Below are 19,023 nucleotides of genomic sequence, written 5' to 3' on the forward strand. Positions count from 1 at the left end.
CGTCAGTCCTCCGGGTGGTACGCGCCGGTGAGCCGGCCCAGCTTGAGCGCCAGGTGTAGGCAGAGCCGCTCGTTGCCGTTCTTCAGGTCGGTCTCGGCCAGCTCCTCGATCCGTTGCAGCCGGTAGTAGAGCGTGGTCCGGTGCAGCCGGAGCTGTTCGGCGGTGGCGTGGGCGTTGCCGGCCAGGTCGAGGTAGCGCTCCAGGGTCCGCAACAGCACCGGATTGGGCTGCTCGCGCAGCAACCGTTCCAGACCCGGGTGCACGTCGGCCATGTCGAGGTGCCGCCCCTCCAGCCGGGACAGCACCCGGTAGATCCCCAGACCCGACCAGGAGACCACGCCGCCGAGGGCCGGTAGCCGTACGCCGACCCGGGCGGCCTGCAACGCCTCCCCGTACGACCCGAAGGCCTCGGCCAGGCCGGGCCGCGTCTGCCCGATCCCGACCACCGCACGCTCGATCGAGCCGAGGCCCCGGGTCGTATGCCGCAGGTTGTCGTCGAGTAGCTTCGCGGCGACCTCGGGGGAGGGGCGTCCCGCGCCCCGACCACCGGCGATCAGCAGCACCCCGTGGTCGTCGCGGACCAGGTGCAGCGCCTCCCGGGTGCCGACCCACCGCCGGGTGGTGACCAGGGCCTGCTCCAGGGCGAGCCGGGCGAGCTCGTCGAGCGGATCCCCGTCGCAGGCGACGAGCTGCGCCACGAGGGCGGTCGCCGACCCGTCGGCGATCATGCCGGCCTCACGCAGGGCGCGTACCGACCGGACCCGGGTCGCCTCGTTGTCGGAGAGCAGCGTTCGGGCGGCCTCGGTCTCCCGCTGCGAGGCGAGCTCGCCGAGGAGGTTCTCCCGGTAGAGCGCCAGCGACAGCTCGCTCATCAGACCGGTGGCGGCGATGTCCGTGTCGGCCATGGTGCCCTCCGGGTCGATGAACCAGACGAACCCGAGCAGCAGATCCTGGTGACGGATCGGTACGCAGACCCGCGGCAGCAGGTCCAGCTCCCCGGAGGCCGGTGTGCGTACCGGTTCCCGGGCGTCCATGATGCCGACGTTACGGAACCAGGCCATCACCTCCGGGGTGGTCTGCCGGCGCAGGATCGAGGCGCGCCGTACGTCGTCCATCGGTCCGTTGTGCTCGCTGTAGACCACCACCCGTTGGCGCCGGTCCTCGATCAGCGCGGGTCGTCCTGCATACGCGGCAAGCGCGTCGACGAGGCGTTGCAACTCATCCTGCATGACATTCCTCCGGTCACCTCCTCGTTGGACCTCACACGGTGGACTGGTACCCACCGGTGCGGCCTACCGAGCCTCCAGGCCCGGCCGCGCCAAGGCCGCACAGAACGATCATGCTTGTCGACATCGACCGGGACAACCGCCTACCGGCCCGTAGCCGACCTCGACGCCCGCTGGTCGGGACGCGCCGCCCGGGATCTCCCGTTTCCCACACATCCCGACTCCGCGTCCACCACAGTGGTGCCGTGGTTGAGGAGGCGACATGAGTGGGTTGCGGACCGACCTGTACGAGCTGCGGATGGCCGCCAGCTACCTGCGGCACGGAATGACCGGGCCGGCGACGTTCAGCCTCTTCTCCCGCCGGCTTCCGTCCCGGCGGGGCTTCCTCGTGGCCGCCGGACTGGCCGAGGCGCTCACGTTCCTGGAGGACTTCTCGCTCGACGCCGCCGACCTCGACTACCTGCGCCGGGTCGGCGGCTTCGACCGGTCGACGCTGGCCGCGCTGTCGACGCTGCGCTTCACCGGCGACGTCTGGGCCGTTCCGGAGGGCCGCGTGGTCTTCGCCGACGAACCGCTGCTGGAGGTCACCGCGCCGATCGCCGAGGCGCAGCTGGTGGAGACCGGCGTACTCAACCTGATCACCTTCCAGACCACGATCGCCAGCAAGGCCGCCCGCTGCCGCATCGCCGCGGGCGACGCTCAACTGATCGACTTCGCGTTCCGGCGTACCCACGGGTTCGAGGCCGGGGCGGGGGTCGCCCGGGCGTCGGCCATCGCCGGCTTCGCGGCGACCAGCGACGTCGAGGCGGCCGTCCGCTACGGCCTCACCCCGTCCGGCACCATGGCGCACTCCTACGTGGAGGCGTTCCCGGACGAACGGTCCGCGTTCCGGGCCTTCGCCACCGACTTCCCGGTCGACCCGATCTTCCTGGTGGACACGTACGACACACCGGACGGGGTGCGGGCCGCCGTCGACGTGGTGGAGGAGCTGGGGCTGACCGGCCCGTTCGGGGTCCGGCTCGACTCCGGTGACCTCGCGGCGCTGGCTCGGCAGACCCGGGCGATCCTCGACGAGGCGGGGCTGGGCCGAGCCCGGATCGTGGCGAGCGGCAGCCTCGACGAGGACGTCATCGCCGGCCTCGTCGCGGCGGGCGCGCCCATCGACGGGTACGGCGTGGGGACGAAGATGGGCGTCTCCTACGACGCGCCGTCGCTGGACAGCGCGTACAAGCTGGTCTCCATCGGTGACCGGCCGGTGTTGAAACTCTCCCCCGGCAAGGCCACGCTCCCCGGCCCGAAGCAGGTGTTCCGGGATGCGACAGGTGTCGCGTGCGACGTGATCGGGCTCCGCGACGAGCCGGTACCCGCCGACCGGGAGCCGCTGCTGGTGCCGGTGATGTGCGACGGACGCCGCCTCGACACGTGTGCCCCCGCCGACCTGGTGCGCGCCGCGCGGCGGCGATTCGAGGCGGAGCTCACCTGGCTGCCCGGGTCGGCGCGACGGCTGGCTCAGCCGCAGCCGCTGACCGTTCTGGTCAGCCCGGCGCTGGCCGCGCTGCGGGACCGGGTGGCGGCGGAGGCGCGCCAAGATGGCGGCCGCTGATCGCAGCCCCGCTCGCCGCTCGGCTCAGCCAACCGTCCACTCGTCGCGCTGACCGTACCGATGACCGTCGATGCGCTATCAGATGATCACGGTACGTGATTTCATCGGCCCCGCCGGCCGGCGACCCCTTCCTGAAACTCGAGACGAGGAGCTGGGTGTGACATCGAAACGTCTACGAGTACGCCTCACCACCGCCGCGACGCTCACCGCGGTGATCGGCCTCCTGCCGGCGAGCGCCACCGCGCAGTCGCACGCCCGCGCCGACTGGATCGGCAGCTGGACGGTGGCGGTGGCCGAGCCGAGGACCACCGGCACGTCGGCCACCGGGTTCACCGACACCACGCTGCGGCAGGTCGCGCACCTGTCGATCGGCGGCGACAGCATCCGGGTACGCCTCAGCAACGTCTACGGAACCACACCCCTGACCGTCGGCGCGGTCACCGTGGCCCCGCGCTCCGGCGGATCGGGAACGCCGCAGGTGACCGAGCGGGCCCTGCGCCCCGTCACGTTCGCGGGCGTTCGGTCGGTCACGATCCCCGCCGGATCCGAGTGGTGGTCCGATCCGCTGCGCCTGAAGGTCGCCGCGAACTCCGACCTGGTGGTCAGCACGTACCTGCCCGGCCCCACCGGCCCGACCACCTGGCACCCCGCCGGCTACGCCACCTCCTTCCGCGCCGCCGGCGACGCCACCACCGACGCCGGCGGCGACTTCACTCCGCTGGACACCGCGCGGTACTTCCTCTCCGGCGTCGACGTCGTCTCCCGGGCGGCCGGATCGGTGGTCTTCTTCGGCGACTCCATCACCGACGGGGTCGTCTCGACCGTCGACGCGAACCTGCGCTACCCGGATCAGGTGGCCGACCGGCTGACGCGGCTGCCCGAGGCCCGGCGATGCGGCGTGCTCAACGCCGGCATCAGCGGTAACCGGCTGCTGGCCAACACCGGCTCGGCGGGCGACTCCGCCCTCGCGCGGTTCGACCGTGACGTGCTCGGACAGGCCGGCGTCCGCTCGGTCGTGCTGCTGGAGGGCATCAACGACATCGGCAACAGCCGCGGCACCCTCGAACCGGAGCAGCTCATCGCGGTGTACCGGCAGTTCATCGCCCGGGCGCACCAGGCCGGCATCCGCGCCGTGGGCGCCACGATCCTGCCGTACGAGGGCGCCGGCTACTACAGCGCCGCCGGTGAGGCCGACCGGCAGGCCGTCAACCAGTGGATCCGCACCTCCGGCGAGTTCGACGCGGTGGTCGACCTCGACGCCGCCACCCGCGACCCGGCGAACCCCGGCCGGATCAACCCCGCGTACGACTCGGGCGACCACCTGCACCCCGGCGACGCCGGTTTCACCGCCATGGCGCGGGCCGTGGATCTCAGAGCCGTCTGCCGATAACGGGGGAGAGGACATGAACAGATCATCGGTGCTCCGCGCCGCGCTCGCGGCCGGGCTCCTGCTGGCCGGACTCTCCGCGCCGACGCCGGCCCTCGCCGCGACAACCGCCACGGCCGCGCCCGTCCGGGCCGCCGACGGGGCGTACGTGGTGCGGGAGACGACGGTCGGGCCACGTCTGGTCGACCTGACCATCCAGTCGCCGGCGCTCGGCACGACGGCGAACGTACGGCTGCTCACCCCCGACGGCTGGGAGCAGCGCAGGCGCGGGGACAGGTGGCCGGTGCTCTACCTGCTGCACGGCTGCTGCGACTCCTACCTGAGCTGGACCCGCTCGACCGACGTCGCGAGCATCCCCGAGCTGCGGGACGTCCTCGTCGTCATGCCGGAGGCCGGTGCCGCCGGCTGGTACAGCGACTGGTGGAACGCAGGTCGGGGCGGCACCCCGGCATGGGAGACCTTCCACCTGCGCGAGGTACGTCAGCTCACCGAGCGGGGATACGGCGCCGGCCCGAAGCGCGCCGTGGCCGGGCTGTCGATGGGCGGCTTCGGCGCCCTGTCGTACGCGGCCCGCAACCCGGGGATGTTCCGGGCCGCCGCGTCGTTCAGCGGCGTCCTGCACCCGCTGCGGGACGCCTCGTTCTGGCTGCCGTTCTTCGGGCGCACCGGGCTCGACCCGTACGACCTCTGGGGCGACCCGGTGGCGCAGCGGCGGATCTGGGCGGCACACGACCCGTACCACCTCGCGAAGCGGCTGCGCCACACGGCGCTCTTCGTGGCCAGCGGTGACGGCACCGCGGGCGGACCGTTCGATCAGCCCGGCGCGACGGACAGCCTGGAGGCGCTCATCTACCAGGAGAACCTCGACGTCGTCGACCGGCTGCGCGACGTGGGTGTCTCCGTCGAGACCGACTTCTACGGCCCCGGCACGCACAGCTGGCCGTACTGGCAGCGCGAACTGCACCGGGCGCTGCCGATGCTGCTGGACGCCCTGCGGACCGGACGCGGCGCGGCGGTCCACTCCGCCGAGCGGTAGGCCGGTGGGGGCACCCGCCGCCGACCAACGGCGGGTGCCCTCCACCAGCGACCGCTGACTAGCATTCATGCACATGAACACGGGGATCGACACGACCGGCACGGCCCGCCGACGCCCGCATCCGATCGTTCTCGCGTCCAGCCTGCTGCTGGCGCTCAGCGGCCTGGCCCGGCTCGCGCAGGTGGCGGCGGAGGCGGTGTCGCAGAACGTCTACCTCAGGGCTCACGAGCGGGTGGGCACGCCCAACGGCTTCGCCGCCCTACCGATGGTCTTCCTCATGGTCGTCGGTCTGGTCGTGGCGCTCTCCGCGCTCGCCCTCCTGGCGCTGGCGCTGGCCAACCTCGGCGGATGGAACTGGACCCGGATCGTCACCTGGGCCCTCGGCGGGGTGACGTTGGCGTTCTCGGGCTTCTGGCTCGCGCTGAGGCTCCTGCCGTCCGGCGGTGCCGATCCGGCTCGGGACACCACCGACTGGGAGAGCGTCCAAGCGATCGCCGGCCGGCTCATGCCCGGATGGGTCGAGCCCGTGGACGCCGTCTCCGGCTTCGTGGCTTCCCCCGCACTGCTCGTCGCCCTCGTCCTGCTCGCGCTGCCGGCCGCGAACGCCTTCTACCGGCGGCGTCGCACCTCGCCGTACGAGCCGCTCATCGTCTACCCGGACACGACGCTCCCGCAGCCGACCGGCCACCGCTGAGCCGTCGGGTCGCAGCGCCCCGCTCCAGCACTCGCCTGAACAGTCGATTGAGGCTTTCGCGCGGCGTACCTCGTCGCTCGCCGCAGAAAGTCTCCACCGAGGTTTCAACGGTACGGTTGAGCCACATGAGCCAGCACATTCGCGACCTCGTACCCGAACCAGGTGACCTCCTCGCCCTCGGCGAGCCCACCCACCAGGAGCCCGCCTTCGGCGCGGTCCGCAACGAACTCTTCGCCCAACTGGTCCAGCTCGGCTTCCGTTCGATCGCCCTCGAAACCGATCGGGTGGCCGCGCTCGCCGTCAACGACCACGTACTGCACGGCACCGGAAACCTCGCCACGGTGCTGGCCGAAGGCTTCTCCCACGACTTCGGCGCCCTGGACGCCAACCGGCGGTTGGTCGCCTGGCTGCGGGAGCACAACCGGCACCGGCCCGCGCAGGAGCGCGTGACGTTCCACGGTTTCGACGCTCCGACCGAGAACACCAGCGCGCCCAGCCCGAGAAGCTACTTCGAGCACGCCCGCGACTACCTTCAGATCGAGGACCTCGACCTCGCGGAGATCGCCGGGGACGACCACCGCTGGAGCCGCGACGAGGCGATCCTCGACTTCGCCAGGTCCATGGGCCGTACGCCCGAAGCCGAGCGGCTGCGAAGCATCGGCGAGGACCTGCTCACCCGGCTGCACGCCCGCGCACCGGAGCTGATCGCCCGGACCTCCCGTGCCGAGTGGCTCCGGGCCAGGACGCACCTCGACGCCGGCCTCGGGCTGCTCCACTACCACTGGCAGGCGGCGCGGCCCCTCCCGCAGAGCGAGCGGATCTGCCTCCTGCTGACCACTCGGGACACGTTGATGGCCCGCAACCTGCTCGACATCCGCCGTGTGGAGGCGGAGCGCGGCCCCACGATGCTCTGCGCCCACAACTCGCACCTGCAACGAAACGTGAGCGCCTGGCGTCTGGGCGACCTGAGCGCCGACTGGTACGGCGCCGGGGCCATCGTCGACTCCCTGGGGATCGGAAACTACACCTTCATCGCGGGCAGCCTCGGGCGCAGCACGGCCCTCAAGCTCGGCGAGCCCGCGCCGGACACCTTCGAGGGGCTCCTGCAACGCCGCATCACCGACTGGGGCCTGCTCCCGGCGGCCGAGGTGTCGCCGGCCCGCAGGCGAGAAGACACCACCCCGCAGCAGGGGTACTTCCCGCTCGAACAGGCGACGATCGACGGCGCTGACGCGATCCTGCACATCACCGGCTAGCGCTGGTTCCCACTCGACCTGCTCGACGTTGGGGCATCCGCCGAGCCGGACACCCCGACGTCGAGGAGTTGGTGTCGCTCAACCGGGGCCGGGCCGGACCCCGCACAGCAGTGCGATCCCGTCCAGCATGCGCTGCAGGCCGAAGTCGAAGAGGCTGTCGAGGGTGAGGTCGACGTCGTCACGGGCGGAGATGCGGGCCAGGATCGGATAGCGGCCGCTGCGAAGCGCCGCAGCGAGTTCGCTGCTCTGGGCGTGCATCCACTCGTCGTCGGTGAGGCCGGTGTCCTGTTCGGCCTCGGCCTCCCGCTGCAGGCCGACGGCGGTGCCGCGGACGAAGTTGGCGACCGTCGCCGCCACGTGGATGAGAGCGGTGGGGCCGAGCCCCTGGTCGGCGACCGCACGCATGGTCCATTCGGTGTGTGCGATCGCGTGCGGTGTGAGCAGCGGCCTGGTGAGCGAGACGACGTGGGCGAGCCACGGATGCCGCCGGTACATGGCCCACTGGGTGCGGCAGAGCAGTTCCAGCCGGCTACGCCAGTCACCGATCGGCTTCGCGGGCAGGGGGTGGGCGGCGAACGCCGCGTCCGCCATGAGGGTGACGAGGTGCTCCCTGCCGCGTACGTGACGGTAGAGGGCCACGGTCGCCACCTCCAGCTCCGTCGCGACGCGACGCATCGTGGTCGCCGCGAGGCCTTCGACGTCGGCGATCGTGATGGCGGTACGCACGACCCGATCGCGGAAGACGTCGGCGTCGCCGGCCACCCGCCGCCCGGGATGCGAATCGCCGCTGCGACGTGCTCGGCGGGGCGCGACGATCGTGCCCACGCCGGGAACCGTCTCGGTCAGCCCCTCCTGCCGCAGTACGGCCAGGGCCTTGCTGGCGGTGGCCATCGCCACGCCCCAGTCCCGCACGAGCTGCCGGGTGGAGGGCAGGTGATCGCCCGGCCGGAGCTCACCGGCGGCGATGCGCCTACGCAGCTCCGCGCTGATGCGTGCCGACACCGGTGCGGCCTCGCTGGACGTCACACCGTCTCCCTCCCGCTGCACTAGTGCGCCTCGCCGCCGTCCCGACCGGCCCGCCGGGCGCACTAGTGCCCTGGTTGAGGGGACTGGCGGATGGACGGAGGCTCGGCCCGGACAGGTACCACGTACACAGCGATTCTGGAGGCGACAGGTGGCCAAGTCGAGGAAGCGTTGGTGGGCCGTCACGGCACTCGCCGTCGCGGCACTGGTTTCGGTGGGCGCTGTGGGGGCCGGCACGACCGGCCCGGAGCGCGGGTCGGGTGTGGCGCGCACCGGCCAGGGGCTGGTGCGGGGCACGGTGACCGCAGACCACCTGTCGTTCCGGGGCATCCCTTACGCCGCCGCGCCCGTCGGTGCGCTGCGCTGGCGGTCGCCGCAACCGGCCCCGGCGTGGAGCGGAGTGCGCGACGCCACCCGACCCGGGCCGGGCTGCGCCCAACTGGCCGGTCTACCGACGGATCGGCCCAGCGTCAGCGAGGACTGCCTCTACCTGAACGTCACCGCGCCGCCGACCCGGCGGGGCGGGAAGCCGCTGCCGGTGGTGGTGTGGCTGCACGGCGGGCACTTCTTCCTCGGCCAGGGCGACACCTGGGGCGGGCGCACCATGGCGGTCGGGGGCGACGTGGTCGTGGTGACGGTGAACTACCGCCTCGGGCCGCTCGGCTTCCTGACCCGCCCCGACGTCGGCGGTTCAGGCAACTTCGGGCTGGAGGACCAGCAAGCGGCGCTGCGCTGGGTACGGGCCAACATAGCCGCGTTCGGCGGTGACCCGCGCAACGTCACCCTCGCCGGGCAGTCGGCCGGCGCCACCAGCGTCTGCGCCCACCTCGCGGCGCCCGACTCCGCCGGACTGTTCCACCGCGCGATCCTGCAGAGCAACTCGTGCAGCACCCCGCTGCGTACCCGCCGGGAAACGGCAGCCGGCGCGGACGCGCTCGTCGCGGCTGTCGGCTGCGACGGGGACGCGGCCGGCGTCGCGGCCTGCCTACGCGGCCGGTCGGCGCAGGAACTGATCGAGGCGGCCGGCTACCCGGGTCAGTCCGCGTGGGAGTCCGGCCCGGTCGCCGGCGGGCCGATGCTGCCGGTCGACCCGGCGGAGGCGGTCGCCACGGGCCGGTTCCATCGGGTGCCGATCCTCATCGGCGTGACCCGGGACGAGTACCGCGCGCAGGTCTGGGGCATGGAACGCACCGGCATGCTCTGCGCGCCGGGCCAGGAGATGCCGTGCGCGCTCACCGCAGAGCAGCACCGGGAGCAGCTCGGCGCCACGTTCGACGCGCAGGCGTCGAAGGTGGCCGCCCGCTATCCGCTGGCGACCTACGGCACGCCCTCCGAGGCGCTCTCCGCCGCGATGACCGACTTCCAGTACGCGCAGCCGGTGCTGGAGACCGCCGCACAGTTCAGCCGGTACGTCCCGACCTTCATGTACGAGTTCGCCGACCGGGAGGCGCCGTTCTTCACCGAGGCGGCGCCGGTGAGCTTCCCGACCGGCGCGTATCACACCGCCGAGCTGCCGTACCTGTTCGCCGTCGACTACGCGCGGCCGCTCTCCGCCGCGCAGCAGCGACTCTCCGCGGTGCTGGCCGGCTACTGGACCACGTTCGCCCACCACGGGGACCCCAACCGGCGGGGACTGCCCTCCTGGACCCGCTTCGACGCCCGATCCGGTTACGTGCAGCGACTCGCCACCGGGCCGGGCGGCGTCGGCCGCACCGATTTCGCCCGGGAACACCAGGTCGCCTTCTGGCGGTCCGTCCCGAGCTGAGGACCCGCCGGACGGTCGACACCCGGCACGGATTGCGGCGCTCGCATCGGGGCCGCAATCCGTGCGGGCACGAGCCCGGCCGGCAGCTCGGCGGTGAGGGTGGGAGTCGAACCCACACGGCCTCTCGGCCCAGACCGTTTTCGAGACGGCGCCCGGCACCAGATCGGGTGGCCTCACCAGGAGTCGGGTAGACAGGATTCGAACCTGCGATCTCTTGCTCCCAAAGCAAGCGCGCTGCCAAGCTGCGCCACTACCCGTCGGAGCCGGCGGTGCCGGCTCCCTCCCGGCCGTCGTGAGGACGGCCGGGAAAGGCGTACGTGCCCCCGGAACGATTCGAACGTCCGGCCTCTTGATCCGTAATCAAGCGCTCTCTCCGCTGAGCTACGGGGGCGTGGCGAAGGGTGGGAGATTCGAACTCCCGGCGGGGGTGAACCCGCTCCGCGTTAGCACCGCGGCGCCTTAGGCCACTCGGCCAACCCTTCGTGATATCCCCTCTGGCTGAGGGGGTCGAGCAGCTCCCGGACCAGGATTCGAACCCAGCTCTCCGCATCCAGGGTGCGGCGTCCTGCCGACTGGACCATCCGGGAACGGGCCGGGCGACGTCGCGCGCCGGACCATGCGTGGACCTACCCGGATTCGAACCGGGCACCTCCTGCCTGCCGAGCAGGTGCGCTACCGACTGCGCCACAGGCCCATCGTGACGCTCCGGTGGGCTGCGGGGATGCGCTACCGCCGGCCGGATCGCCGATTGTTCTTCCCTGTGAAGTTGACAATGACCATTGCTCCTCCGGCCGGCTGGCCGAGGCGTCAGGTGCTTAGCGGGTTTGGTTTCCCGGGTACGAAAAAGCCGCCCGTTCCCTTCGCTGGGTGGGCGGCCTCCGCGGGTTCGGTCGCGGTCAGTCGCGCCACCGGCTCGGGCGGCTGGGAACGGAGGAGGCGGCCATGGCTCGGCGGCTTCGCCCGCGCGGCGACATTCGCTGCTGCGGTGCGGGGCTCGGGTGGCTCATCATGACCGGCTGCTCCTTCCTGATCTGTTGACGACGACGTTAGGCATGGTGACGAGAGCGGGCAACGCATTTACGGCGGGCGTCCGATCCGGCGACGCCCGATGACGTGCTCGTCACAGAACACGTAGAGTGCCGTGAGGAGGCTGTCAAGGTTCGCTGTCACACGGAAACAGTGACACCCTTCGCCGTGCGGTCAATCGAGTCGAGGGTCGCCGGACGGGTCACGATGCCAATTATGATCATCTCCATGACCACCGCTCTCGTACTGATCGACCTGATGCCGCGAATCATCGCTCTGCCTGTTGCCCCCCACTCCGGCCAACAGGTTCTTGAACGCTGCGGTCGGCTGGCCACGGCGTTCCGCGCGAACGATCATCCGGTGGTTCTGGTCCGGGTGGAGCGGCCGAACGTGTCTGAGCAGCCACCCGGCAGTGACTTCGCCGATGGCCTGGTCCAACCCGACGACATTGTGGTGGTCAAGCGCACCATCGGGTCATTCCACAACACCGACCTGCACGACCAGTTGCAGAGTCGTGGGGTGAACACACTGGTCCTCGCTGGGCTGGTCACCACGATGGGGGTGGAGTCCACGGCACGGGCGGCCAGCGACTACGGCTACGAGTTGGAGTTCGTCGCCGACGCGATGTCCGGGTTCGCCGCCGAGGAACACAACTTCACCATCGAGAAGATCTTTCCTCGGTTCGGCAAGGTGCAGAACACTGACGCCTACGACCACTGACCAGCCCGCACTTCGGACTCATTCCTCTAGAGGTGGTGGACCGTCCGGGCAGTGACGGCGCGGAGCTTGTCGGGGTTGGCGACGTCGTGGATGCCGGTGATCACGCCGTCGTCGTTCAGGTCGAAGGTGACGGTGGCGACGATCCGCCCACCGTCGCCGAAGACCAGACCCACCTGCCCGTTGAGCTCGACCACCTCGATGGCCATGTTGACCGGTTCGATGCCCTGGTAGGGCTGGACCGCGACCGCCGCGAACCAGGTGGCCACCCGCTGCGCGCCGGTGATCGGGCGGATCGCCTGGCGGACCTTGCCGCCACCGTCGGTCCAGAGTGTCACGTCCGGGGCGAGCAGCTGCATCAACGTGTTGATGTCGCCGCCCGCCGCGGCGGCGAGGAAACGCTCGGTGACCGCCCGCTGGCGGGTGCGATCGGTCGGGAATCGCGGCCGGCGGGCTCGTACGTGCCCGCGTGCCCGGTGCGCGGCCTGGCGTACGGTCTCCTCGGAGCGCTCCACGGCCTGGGCGATCTCGGCGTACGTGAAACCGAAGGCCTCCTTGAGCACGAAGACCGCGCGTTCGAGCGGGGTCAGCGTCTCCAGCACGACCAGCAGCCCCATCGACACGGTGTCGGCGGTGGCCACGTCGTCGGCCGCGTCGGTGCTGGTGAGGATCGGCTCGGGTAGCCACGGGCCGATGTAGGTCTCGCGTCGGGTCTGCGCCGAGCGCAGCCGGTCCATCGCCAGGTTCGTGGTGATCCGCACCAGGTAGGACTTCGGGTCGGCGACCTGGGAGCGGTCGGCCGCCGACCATTTCAGCCAGGTGTCCTGCACGACGTCCTCGGCGTCGGCGGCGACGCCGAGGACGCGGTACGCGACGGAGAAGAGCAGGTTGCGGTGCTTGTCGAAGGCCCCACCGCCCGGCTCGTCGGTCATCGGGTGAACCGGCCGCCGCGGCGCCACACGAACGCTCCCATTGCGGGGAACGTCTTGAGCTGGCCGAACGACGGCCACGCGATCGAACTCACCGTCTCCTTGTACCAGACCGCAGGGCGGCCGGTCAGGAAGAACCGTTTCGGGCTGTCGTCGGGGTGGGTGAACTGGATGACCGCGTCGTGGCGGCCGAGGCTGACGGCCGCGTGGAGGTAGCCGAAGCGGAAGGTTCGGGGCTCTCCGCCGTCGAGCTCCCGCACGATCGACGTCGCCGCGTGCACGCCGTTGGCCAGGCCGCTCCCGCAGGTGCCGTGCAGCACCCCGTAGCCCTGCTGGATCGCGGCGGCGTCGCCGACGGCGTAGACCTGCGGGTGCGACACCGAGCGCAGCGCCGGGTCGGTGACGATGCGGCCGCTGCCGTCGACCCGCAGGCCTGCCGCGGCGGCCAGCACCGGCACCCGCACGCCGCTGGTCCAGAGCACGGCGTCCGCCTGGACGCTGGTGCCGTCGGCAAGGTCGACCGATCCGGGGCGTACCTTGACGATCTCCACGCCGTTGACGACCCGGACGCCGAGCCGGGCGAGACCGGCGTGCAGGTGCGCCTTGGCCTTGGGGGCCATCATCGATCCCGGCTCCTGCCTGCCGAGCAGCACCACGTCCAGGCCGGGGTGCTGCTCGGCGACCTCGGCCGCGGCCTCGACGCCGGTCAACCCGCCGCCGCAGACCACCACCGTGCCGCGGCCGAGGCTCGCCAGTTTCCGGGCGAGCAGTTCGGCGTCGTGCGCGCTGTCGAGCGTGTACGCGTGTTCGCCGACGCCGGGAACGGTGTCGGTGTCGGCGGTGGCGCCGAGCGCGTAGACCAGCCGGTCGTACTCGATCTCCCGCCCGTCGTCGACGCGGACGCGGTGGGCGGCGGTGTCGATGCCGGTGACCCAGCCGCGTACGAACTCCACCCGGGTTCCGGCCAGCAGCTCCGGGATGCGCAGGTCGGCGAGCCGCTGGCCGGATGCGGTCTGGTGCAGCCGCAACCGTTCGGTGAACCGCTCCTCCGCGTTGACGATGGTGATCTGGACGTCCTCGCGCCGCCGGGTGCGCCCGGCGAGGCTGACCGCCGTGATGAGGCCCGCGTACCCGGCGCCGAGAATCACGATCCTGTTCATCTGTCCGCCCTCTTTCGTGTCGGTGACGACCACGAGACGGGTGGGGCGGCTGGATCGTGAGCCGGGGTGATGTGGATCACAGCGTGCCTGGTGGGGACTGCTGGGCCCAGGTGGTCGGGGCTGTTACGGCTCGTCGGCCCGCACGATGGTGGCGAGCACCTCGTTGAACGCCTCGGTCGAACTCGGATGGGTGTAGACGGCGTCGCGGAGTTCGGCTGCGGTGACTCCGTGCCGCATGGCGAGCGCGACGGTGTTGATGATCTCCTGAGCGTCGATGCTGAGGATCGCGGCACCGAGAATCCGGTCCGTGGCGGCGTCGATCACGAACTTCATGACGCCGCGGGTCTCCTCCACCGCGTACGCGCGGGGCATCGCCACGATCTCCGCGACCGCCTCGCGGGCGATCTTCACCCGGTGTCCCGCCTTCCGGGCCTCCCGTTCGGTCATGCCCACGGTCGCCAGGGGCGGGGTCATGAAGAGCGTGCGGGGGACGATGCGATCGGCCGTGGATCGGAGGCCCTCGCCGGTGAGCTGGTCGAGGACGACCCGGCTGTCGTCGAGCGAGAGGTAGGTGAACTGCGGCCCGCCGCGCACGTCGCCGAGGGCGAAGATGTGAGGTTGGCTCGTCCGCAGGTGCTCGTCGACCTCGACCGCTCCCGCTGCGGTGGTGCGGACGCCAGCGGCTGCCAGGTTCAGGTCACGGGTCGCCGGTGCACGGCCGGCGGCGGCGAGGATCGCGTCGACCTCGAGGGTGTGCTGCTCGCCGTCCTTGTCGTACCCGATCGTCGCGCCGTTGTCGCCGTCGCGCACCTCCGTCACCTGGGCCGCCGTGACGAGGTGGATGCCCTCGTCGACCAGGATGTGCGTGGCCACGGCGGCGACGTCGTCGTCCTCGCGGCCGAGGATCCGGGCGGTGCGTTCGAAGAGGGTGACCTGCGAGCCGAACCGGCGGTAGATGGCGGCGAACTCGATGCCCAGGTACCCGCCGCCGACGATCGCGAGCCGCTCCGGCAGGGTGGCCGTCTCGATCAGGTCGGTGCTGGACCTGATGTACCTGCTGGTGGCGAGGCCGGGGACGTCGGGGACGACCGGTTCGGACCCGGTGTTGATGAGAATGGTGTCGGCGGTGACGGTGAGGTGCTCGTCGCCGGTGACGACGGTGACCGTGTGCGGGTCGGCGAAGGAGGCCCGCCCGGTGATCACGGTGACGGTCTCGATGCTGCTCAAGTTGTCGAAGTTGCCCCGGCGCATCATCTCCCGGGTCTGCTGGACCTCCTGGACGGAGCGCGCGTACCAGTCCTGGGCGGGGTCCTCGGGGCGGCGTCGCTGCGACCTGTGCACGAGGCCCTTCGTCGGTACGCACCCCACGTTCGGGCAGGTGCCGCCGTACATGCGCTCCGACTGCTCCACGAGCACGACCCGCTTGCCGGACCTGCCCAAGGTGGCGGCCGCGGTCTTACCGCCCTTTCCGAAGCCGATGATGAGGATGTCGCTCTGCAGCGTGCGGTTCGGGGTGCTCATGGCTCCGCTTCCTTGGGAGATGTCGGGCGGCGGCGCAGGTGGGTTGTCAGGGGCACCTGGTCAAAATGCCCGACTCACGCTAGTCGGCGGTCGCTGCACGCCGCTATTCGTCGCACTTATGGCACCCATAAGGAGGATGATCAGCGCCTACCCCGCGGGGTCCTGGGGCGGTCCGTGGCGTCGGAGGAGTTCCCGCAGGGCGTTGAGCTCGGCGGCCGGCGTGCCGCTGAACGCCGGAAACGAGCCGATCGCCGCAGCTGCCGGTCCGCTGGCCGCAGGCGGGCGAGTGGGAGCTGCCCCGCGTTCCGAAGCAGGACAACCATCGGAGATATTCGATGGAGGCTTCGGCGGGGAGGCACGATGACGGGCGTACGGAGACGGGATCTCCTGGCAGGCACGGCCGGCGCGGCGGCGCTCGCGGGGAGTGGGGTAGCGATCGCGAGCCCGGCGCTGGCCGGAGGGCACGACGAGACGGCGGACCGGGAACGCCGGATCTCGCTGCGGCAGGGCACCGACGTGGCGGCCCAGCTCTCGCCGGACGGCCGGACGATCGCGATGGACCTGGTCAGCGTCCTGTGGGTGCTACCGGCGTCGGGCGGTCCGGCCCGCCGGCTCACCAGCGACCTGTTCGACATCGCGCAGCCCGAGTGGGCGCCGGACAGCTCGACGATCACCTTCCAGTCCTACCGGGACGGCAACTTCAACCTGTGGCTGATCCGTCCGGACGGCTCCGGTCTCCGGCAGCTCACCCACGGCCCGTACGACCACCGCGAGCCGCGTTTCTCCCCGGACGGGCGACGCATCGCCTTCTCCTCCGACCGCTCCGGCAGCTACGGAATCCACCTGCTCGACCTGAAGAGCGGGCAGACCGCGGTCGTCGCCGACAGCGAACTGGAGGAGTACGAGCCGGCCTGGTCGCCGGACGGCACCCGGATCGCGTTCGTGGTTGCGAACACCCGCATCGACGTGGTCGACGTCGAAAGCGGCGCGCGGAGCACCGCGGTCACCGGGCCGACCGGCGCGGTGCTGCACAGCCCGGCCTGGACCCCGGACGGCCGTGACCTGGTCTACCACCGGCTGCTCGACGGCCGCAGCGAGCTGTGGCGGGGCGACGCGCCGCTGGTCACCGGCGAGGACGCCTACCCGTTCCGGGTCTCCTGGCGCTCGGACCGCGAGTTCGTCTACACGGCGGACGGCCGGATCCGGCGTCGCCGGCTCGACGGCGACCGCCGCCACGACATCGGCTTCGTCGCCCCGGTGACCGTCGCCACGCCCCGGTACCGCAAGCGGCGGCGCGACTTCGACTCGACGACCCGCAGGCCGGTCGTCGGCATCGGCAGCCCGGTGCTCTCCCCGGACGGCCGGCAGGTGGCCTTCCGCGCGCTCAACGACATCTACCTGCTGACGATCGGGCAGCCGCCCCGCCCGCTCACCCGCGACCAGTGGTGGAAGTGCGACCCGGCGTGGTCGCCCGACGGGCGGTACCTGTCGTACTCCACCGACCGGGGCGGGAAGTTGGACATCTGGCTGCGTGACCTGCGCACCGGCGCGGAGCGGCAGCTGACCGATCTGCCGGACGCTGCCGCCGTCTCCGGTACCTGGTCACCGCAGAGCGACCGCCTGGCGTTCCTCGACCAGAACGGCGCGCTTTACACCGTCGAAGTGGCCACGGGGCAGGTACAGCCGGTCTTCGGCGCGACCTTCGAACCCGGCCGCCCCACCTGGTCGGCCGACGGCCGGGTGATCGCCCTCGCCGCGGTGGTGCCCTACTCCGCCCGCTACCGGGAGGGTCTCAGCAAGATCCTGCTGGTCGACCGGACGTCCGGAGCCGCCCGCTACGTCGACCCGATGCCGCACCGGTCGATCCAGACCCGGGGCGACGACGGGCCGGTCTGGTCGCCCGACGGCCGGCGGATGGCCTTCGTGGTGGCCAGCGTTCTCTGGGTGGTCGACGTCCACCCCGACGGCACCTTCGCCGGCCCGCCCCGTCAGGTGACCAACGAGGTCACCGACGCGCCGAGCTGGAGCGGCGACTCGACGCGGCTGCTCTACCTGAACAACGGGCGGCTGCGGCTGGTGTCGGCCGGCGGCGGCGCACCCCGTACCGTGCCGGTCGGTCTGAGCTGGGCCAACAGCCGGCCGCGCGGGCGTACGGTGATCCGGGCCGGACGCCTCTGGGACGGCGTCGGCCGGCGGCTGCGCACGGACGTGGATGTGGTGGTCGAGGGGCATCGGATCACCGCCGTCGAGTCGTCCCGGCCGGGTCGCGACGGGCGGCTCGTCGACGCGCGCGACGGGGTGGTGATCCCCGGCCTGATCGACATGCACCACCACCGGGAGATGCAGGGCTACGCCTACGGCGCCCGGCAGAACCGCCTCTGGCTCTCCCTCGGCGTGACCACCACCCGCTCGCCCGGCAGCCCCGCCTATCACATGGTGGAGGAGCGGGAGTCGATCCAGTCCGGTGCCCGGATCGGGCCGCGGTACTTCGGCACCGGTGAGGCCGTGGACGGGCCTCGGATCTACTACAACTTCATGCGGCCGACCTTCGACGAGCGGCAGCTGGAGCTGGAGCTGGAGCGGGCCGGGGCGCTCGACTACGACCTGATGAAGGCCTACGTCCGGCTGCCGGTCGAATGGCAGCGGGCCGTGGTCGCGTGGGCGCACCGGCGGGGTGTGCACTCCACCTCGCACTACCACTACCCGGCGTTCGCGTTCGGCAGCGACGGCATGGAGCACACCGGCGCGACGAACCGGTTCGGCTACTCCCGCACCGTCACGGCGATCGGTGCCGGGTACCAGGACGTCATCGACATCTTCAACACCTCGCGGGCCGCCCGCACCCCCACCCTGTTCGGTGCGAACACGCTGCTGCGCGAGGACACCTCGCTCGTCACCGACCGGCGGGTCCGCACGCTCTACCCGTCCTGGCAGTACACCGCGCTGCAAGCCGCGGCCACCGCCGCGCAGACCACCGACCAGAGAGCCAACCGGGAGAACCTGGCCCGGCAGGTCGCGCAGGCGGCGGCGATGATCCGCGGCGGCGGGCGGGTGCTCACCGGTACGGACTCACCCATCGCGTTCAACGCGGTCAGCCTGCACCTCAACCTGCGCGCCATGGTGAAGTACGGACTCACGCCGTACGAGGCCTTGACGACCGCCACCCGGGCGGCGGGAGAGTTCCTCGAGGAGCCGATCGGTCAGCTCGTGCCCGGCGGGTACGCGGACCTAGCGGTGCTCGGCGGCGACCCGCTCACCGACATCGACCAAGCGGCCAACGTGCGGCTGACCATGGTCAACGGGGTGCTGCACAGCGTTGACGAGCTGCTCGCACCGTTCACGGGTGAACCCAGGGCGACGATCGCGGCGAACAGGGTGCTGCCGCCGCTGCCGGCGCATCCAGAGAACGCCCGGTACTGGTGGCACGACCCGCACTACGTCGAGGCGGGCCGCCACTCGTGCTGCGCCGAGGGCTGACCGCCCCGGTCGGTGCCGGGCCCCGTGGAGCGCGGGGTCCGGCTCCCACCCGGGAGTCAGGCGCGGCTGAGCACGTCTAGGTCCTGTCCTGCCGATCATGGAAGCCAGATGATGGCGGCGATGAGGACGAGGCTGGCTCGGTAGAGGGATGCGCGTTTGGCGTAGCGGGTGGCCAGGTCCCGCCACTGTTTGAGCCGGTTGAA

13 protein-coding genes, 6 tRNA genes and 2 pseudogenes are annotated in these 19,023 nt (G+C 71.5%); 8 read left to right on the forward strand and 13 right to left on the reverse strand.

What is annotated here, in order from left to right; genetic code table 11:
- Positions 1 to 2: 2 nt before the first annotated feature.
- Positions 3 to 1,229, reverse strand: a complete 1,227-nt coding sequence (locus tag D7147_RS25415) for a PucR family transcriptional regulator (RefSeq protein ID WP_120681968.1) — start codon at positions 1,227 to 1,229, stop codon at positions 3 to 5.
- A gap of 259 nt (positions 1,230 to 1,488) precedes the next feature.
- Here D7147_RS25415 and D7147_RS25420 point away from each other — a divergent pair, with 259 nt between their 5' ends.
- The 5 genes from D7147_RS25420 (at position 1,489) to D7147_RS25440 (ending at position 7,202) form a co-directional block, all read left to right on the forward strand.
- Positions 1,489 to 2,829 carry a nicotinate phosphoribosyltransferase gene (locus D7147_RS25420; RefSeq protein WP_120681970.1) on the forward strand — a complete coding sequence of 447 codons (1,341 nt, stop codon included), beginning with the start codon at positions 1,489 to 1,491 and terminating at the stop codon, positions 2,827 to 2,829.
- A gap of 157 nt (positions 2,830 to 2,986) precedes the next feature.
- Positions 2,987 to 4,219, forward strand: a complete 1,233-nt coding sequence (locus D7147_RS25425; RefSeq protein ID WP_233563422.1) for an SGNH/GDSL hydrolase family protein — start codon at positions 2,987 to 2,989, stop codon at positions 4,217 to 4,219.
- 13 nt (positions 4,220 to 4,232) lie between these two features.
- Positions 4,233 to 5,252 (forward strand): alpha/beta hydrolase, encoded by a 1,020-nt coding sequence (locus D7147_RS25430; RefSeq protein WP_120681974.1) that lies wholly within the window; start codon positions 4,233 to 4,235, stop codon positions 5,250 to 5,252.
- Positions 5,253 to 5,325: 73 nt separating this feature from the next.
- Positions 5,326 to 5,946, forward strand: a complete 621-nt coding sequence (locus D7147_RS25435) for a hypothetical protein (RefSeq protein WP_120681976.1) — start codon at positions 5,326 to 5,328, stop codon at positions 5,944 to 5,946.
- 125 nt (positions 5,947 to 6,071) lie between these two features.
- Positions 6,072 to 7,202, forward strand: a complete 1,131-nt coding sequence (locus D7147_RS25440) for an erythromycin esterase family protein (protein ID WP_120681978.1) — start codon at positions 6,072 to 6,074, stop codon at positions 7,200 to 7,202.
- A gap of 78 nt (positions 7,203 to 7,280) precedes the next feature.
- Here the strand turns inward: D7147_RS25440 and D7147_RS25445 are convergent, their stop codons facing one another.
- Positions 7,281 to 8,228: a TetR/AcrR family transcriptional regulator C-terminal domain-containing protein gene (locus tag D7147_RS25445; protein WP_233563424.1), complete on the reverse strand. Its 948-nt coding sequence runs from the start codon at positions 8,226 to 8,228 to the stop codon at positions 7,281 to 7,283.
- Between the two features lie 148 nt (positions 8,229 to 8,376).
- Here D7147_RS25445 and D7147_RS25450 point away from each other — a divergent pair, with 148 nt between their 5' ends.
- Complete coding sequence (locus D7147_RS25450; protein ID WP_233563426.1) at positions 8,377 to 9,990, forward strand: carboxylesterase/lipase family protein; 1,614 nt, start codon at positions 8,377 to 8,379, stop codon at positions 9,988 to 9,990.
- Between the two features lie 91 nt (positions 9,991 to 10,081).
- Here the strand turns inward: D7147_RS25450 and D7147_RS32500 are convergent.
- From D7147_RS32500 to D7147_RS33795, 7 genes and pseudogenes are all read right to left on the reverse strand, one after another.
- Positions 10,082 to 10,168, reverse strand: a tRNA-Ser gene (locus D7147_RS32500).
- 5 nt (positions 10,169 to 10,173) lie between these two features.
- A tRNA-Pro gene (locus tag D7147_RS25455) sits at positions 10,174 to 10,247 on the reverse strand.
- Positions 10,248 to 10,308: 61 nt separating this feature from the next.
- Positions 10,309 to 10,381 (reverse strand) — tRNA-Arg (locus tag D7147_RS25460).
- A gap of 1 nt (position 10,382) precedes the next feature.
- Positions 10,383 to 10,472 (reverse strand) — tRNA-Ser (locus tag D7147_RS25465).
- A gap of 33 nt (positions 10,473 to 10,505) precedes the next feature.
- Positions 10,506 to 10,577 (reverse strand) — tRNA-Gln (locus D7147_RS25470).
- Positions 10,578 to 10,611: 34 nt separating this feature from the next.
- Positions 10,612 to 10,684 (reverse strand) — tRNA-Ala (locus tag D7147_RS25475).
- A gap of 386 nt (positions 10,685 to 11,070) precedes the next feature.
- A pseudogene (locus D7147_RS33795) lies at positions 11,071 to 11,160 on the reverse strand (IS982 family transposase); the annotation flags it as partial.
- Positions 11,161 to 11,244: 84 nt separating this feature from the next.
- Between D7147_RS33795 and D7147_RS25485 the strand changes: the two are divergent.
- Positions 11,245 to 11,736 (forward strand): isochorismatase family protein, encoded by a 492-nt coding sequence (locus D7147_RS25485; RefSeq protein ID WP_120681980.1) that lies wholly within the window; start codon positions 11,245 to 11,247, stop codon positions 11,734 to 11,736.
- Between the two features lie 26 nt (positions 11,737 to 11,762).
- On the opposite strand, the gene D7147_RS25490 is transcribed toward D7147_RS25485, so the two are convergent.
- The 3 genes from D7147_RS25490 to D7147_RS25500 all read right to left on the reverse strand — a co-directional run bounded on the left by D7147_RS25490 (position 11,763) and on the right by D7147_RS25500 (position 15,343).
- Positions 11,763 to 12,665 carry an RNA polymerase sigma-70 factor gene (locus tag D7147_RS25490; protein ID WP_120682032.1) on the reverse strand — a complete coding sequence of 301 codons (903 nt, stop codon included), beginning with the start codon at positions 12,663 to 12,665 and terminating at the stop codon, positions 11,763 to 11,765.
- Positions 12,662 to 13,822, reverse strand: coding sequence for an NAD(P)/FAD-dependent oxidoreductase (locus D7147_RS25495; RefSeq protein ID WP_120682034.1), 1,161 nt, complete (start codon positions 13,820 to 13,822; stop codon positions 12,662 to 12,664). Before D7147_RS25495 ends, D7147_RS25490 begins: the two co-directional genes overlap by 4 nt.
- Positions 13,823 to 13,945: 123 nt before the next feature.
- Complete coding sequence (locus D7147_RS25500; RefSeq protein WP_120681982.1) at positions 13,946 to 15,343, reverse strand: FAD-dependent oxidoreductase; 1,398 nt, start codon at positions 15,341 to 15,343, stop codon at positions 13,946 to 13,948.
- Positions 15,344 to 15,703: 360 nt separating this feature from the next.
- On the opposite strand from D7147_RS25500, the gene D7147_RS25505 reads away from it, so the two are divergent.
- Positions 15,704 to 18,820: an amidohydrolase family protein gene (locus tag D7147_RS25505; protein ID WP_120681984.1), complete on the forward strand. Its 3,117-nt coding sequence runs from the start codon at positions 15,704 to 15,706 to the stop codon at positions 18,818 to 18,820.
- 95 nt (positions 18,821 to 18,915) lie between these two features.
- Here the strand turns inward: D7147_RS25505 and D7147_RS32770 are convergent.
- Positions 18,916 to 19,023: pseudogene (locus D7147_RS32770) on the reverse strand (IS5/IS1182 family transposase); the annotation flags it as partial.

The sequence above is a fragment of the Micromonospora musae genome (assembly GCF_003626545.1).
GTDB lineage: Bacteria > Actinomycetota > Actinomycetes > Mycobacteriales > Micromonosporaceae > Micromonospora > Micromonospora musae.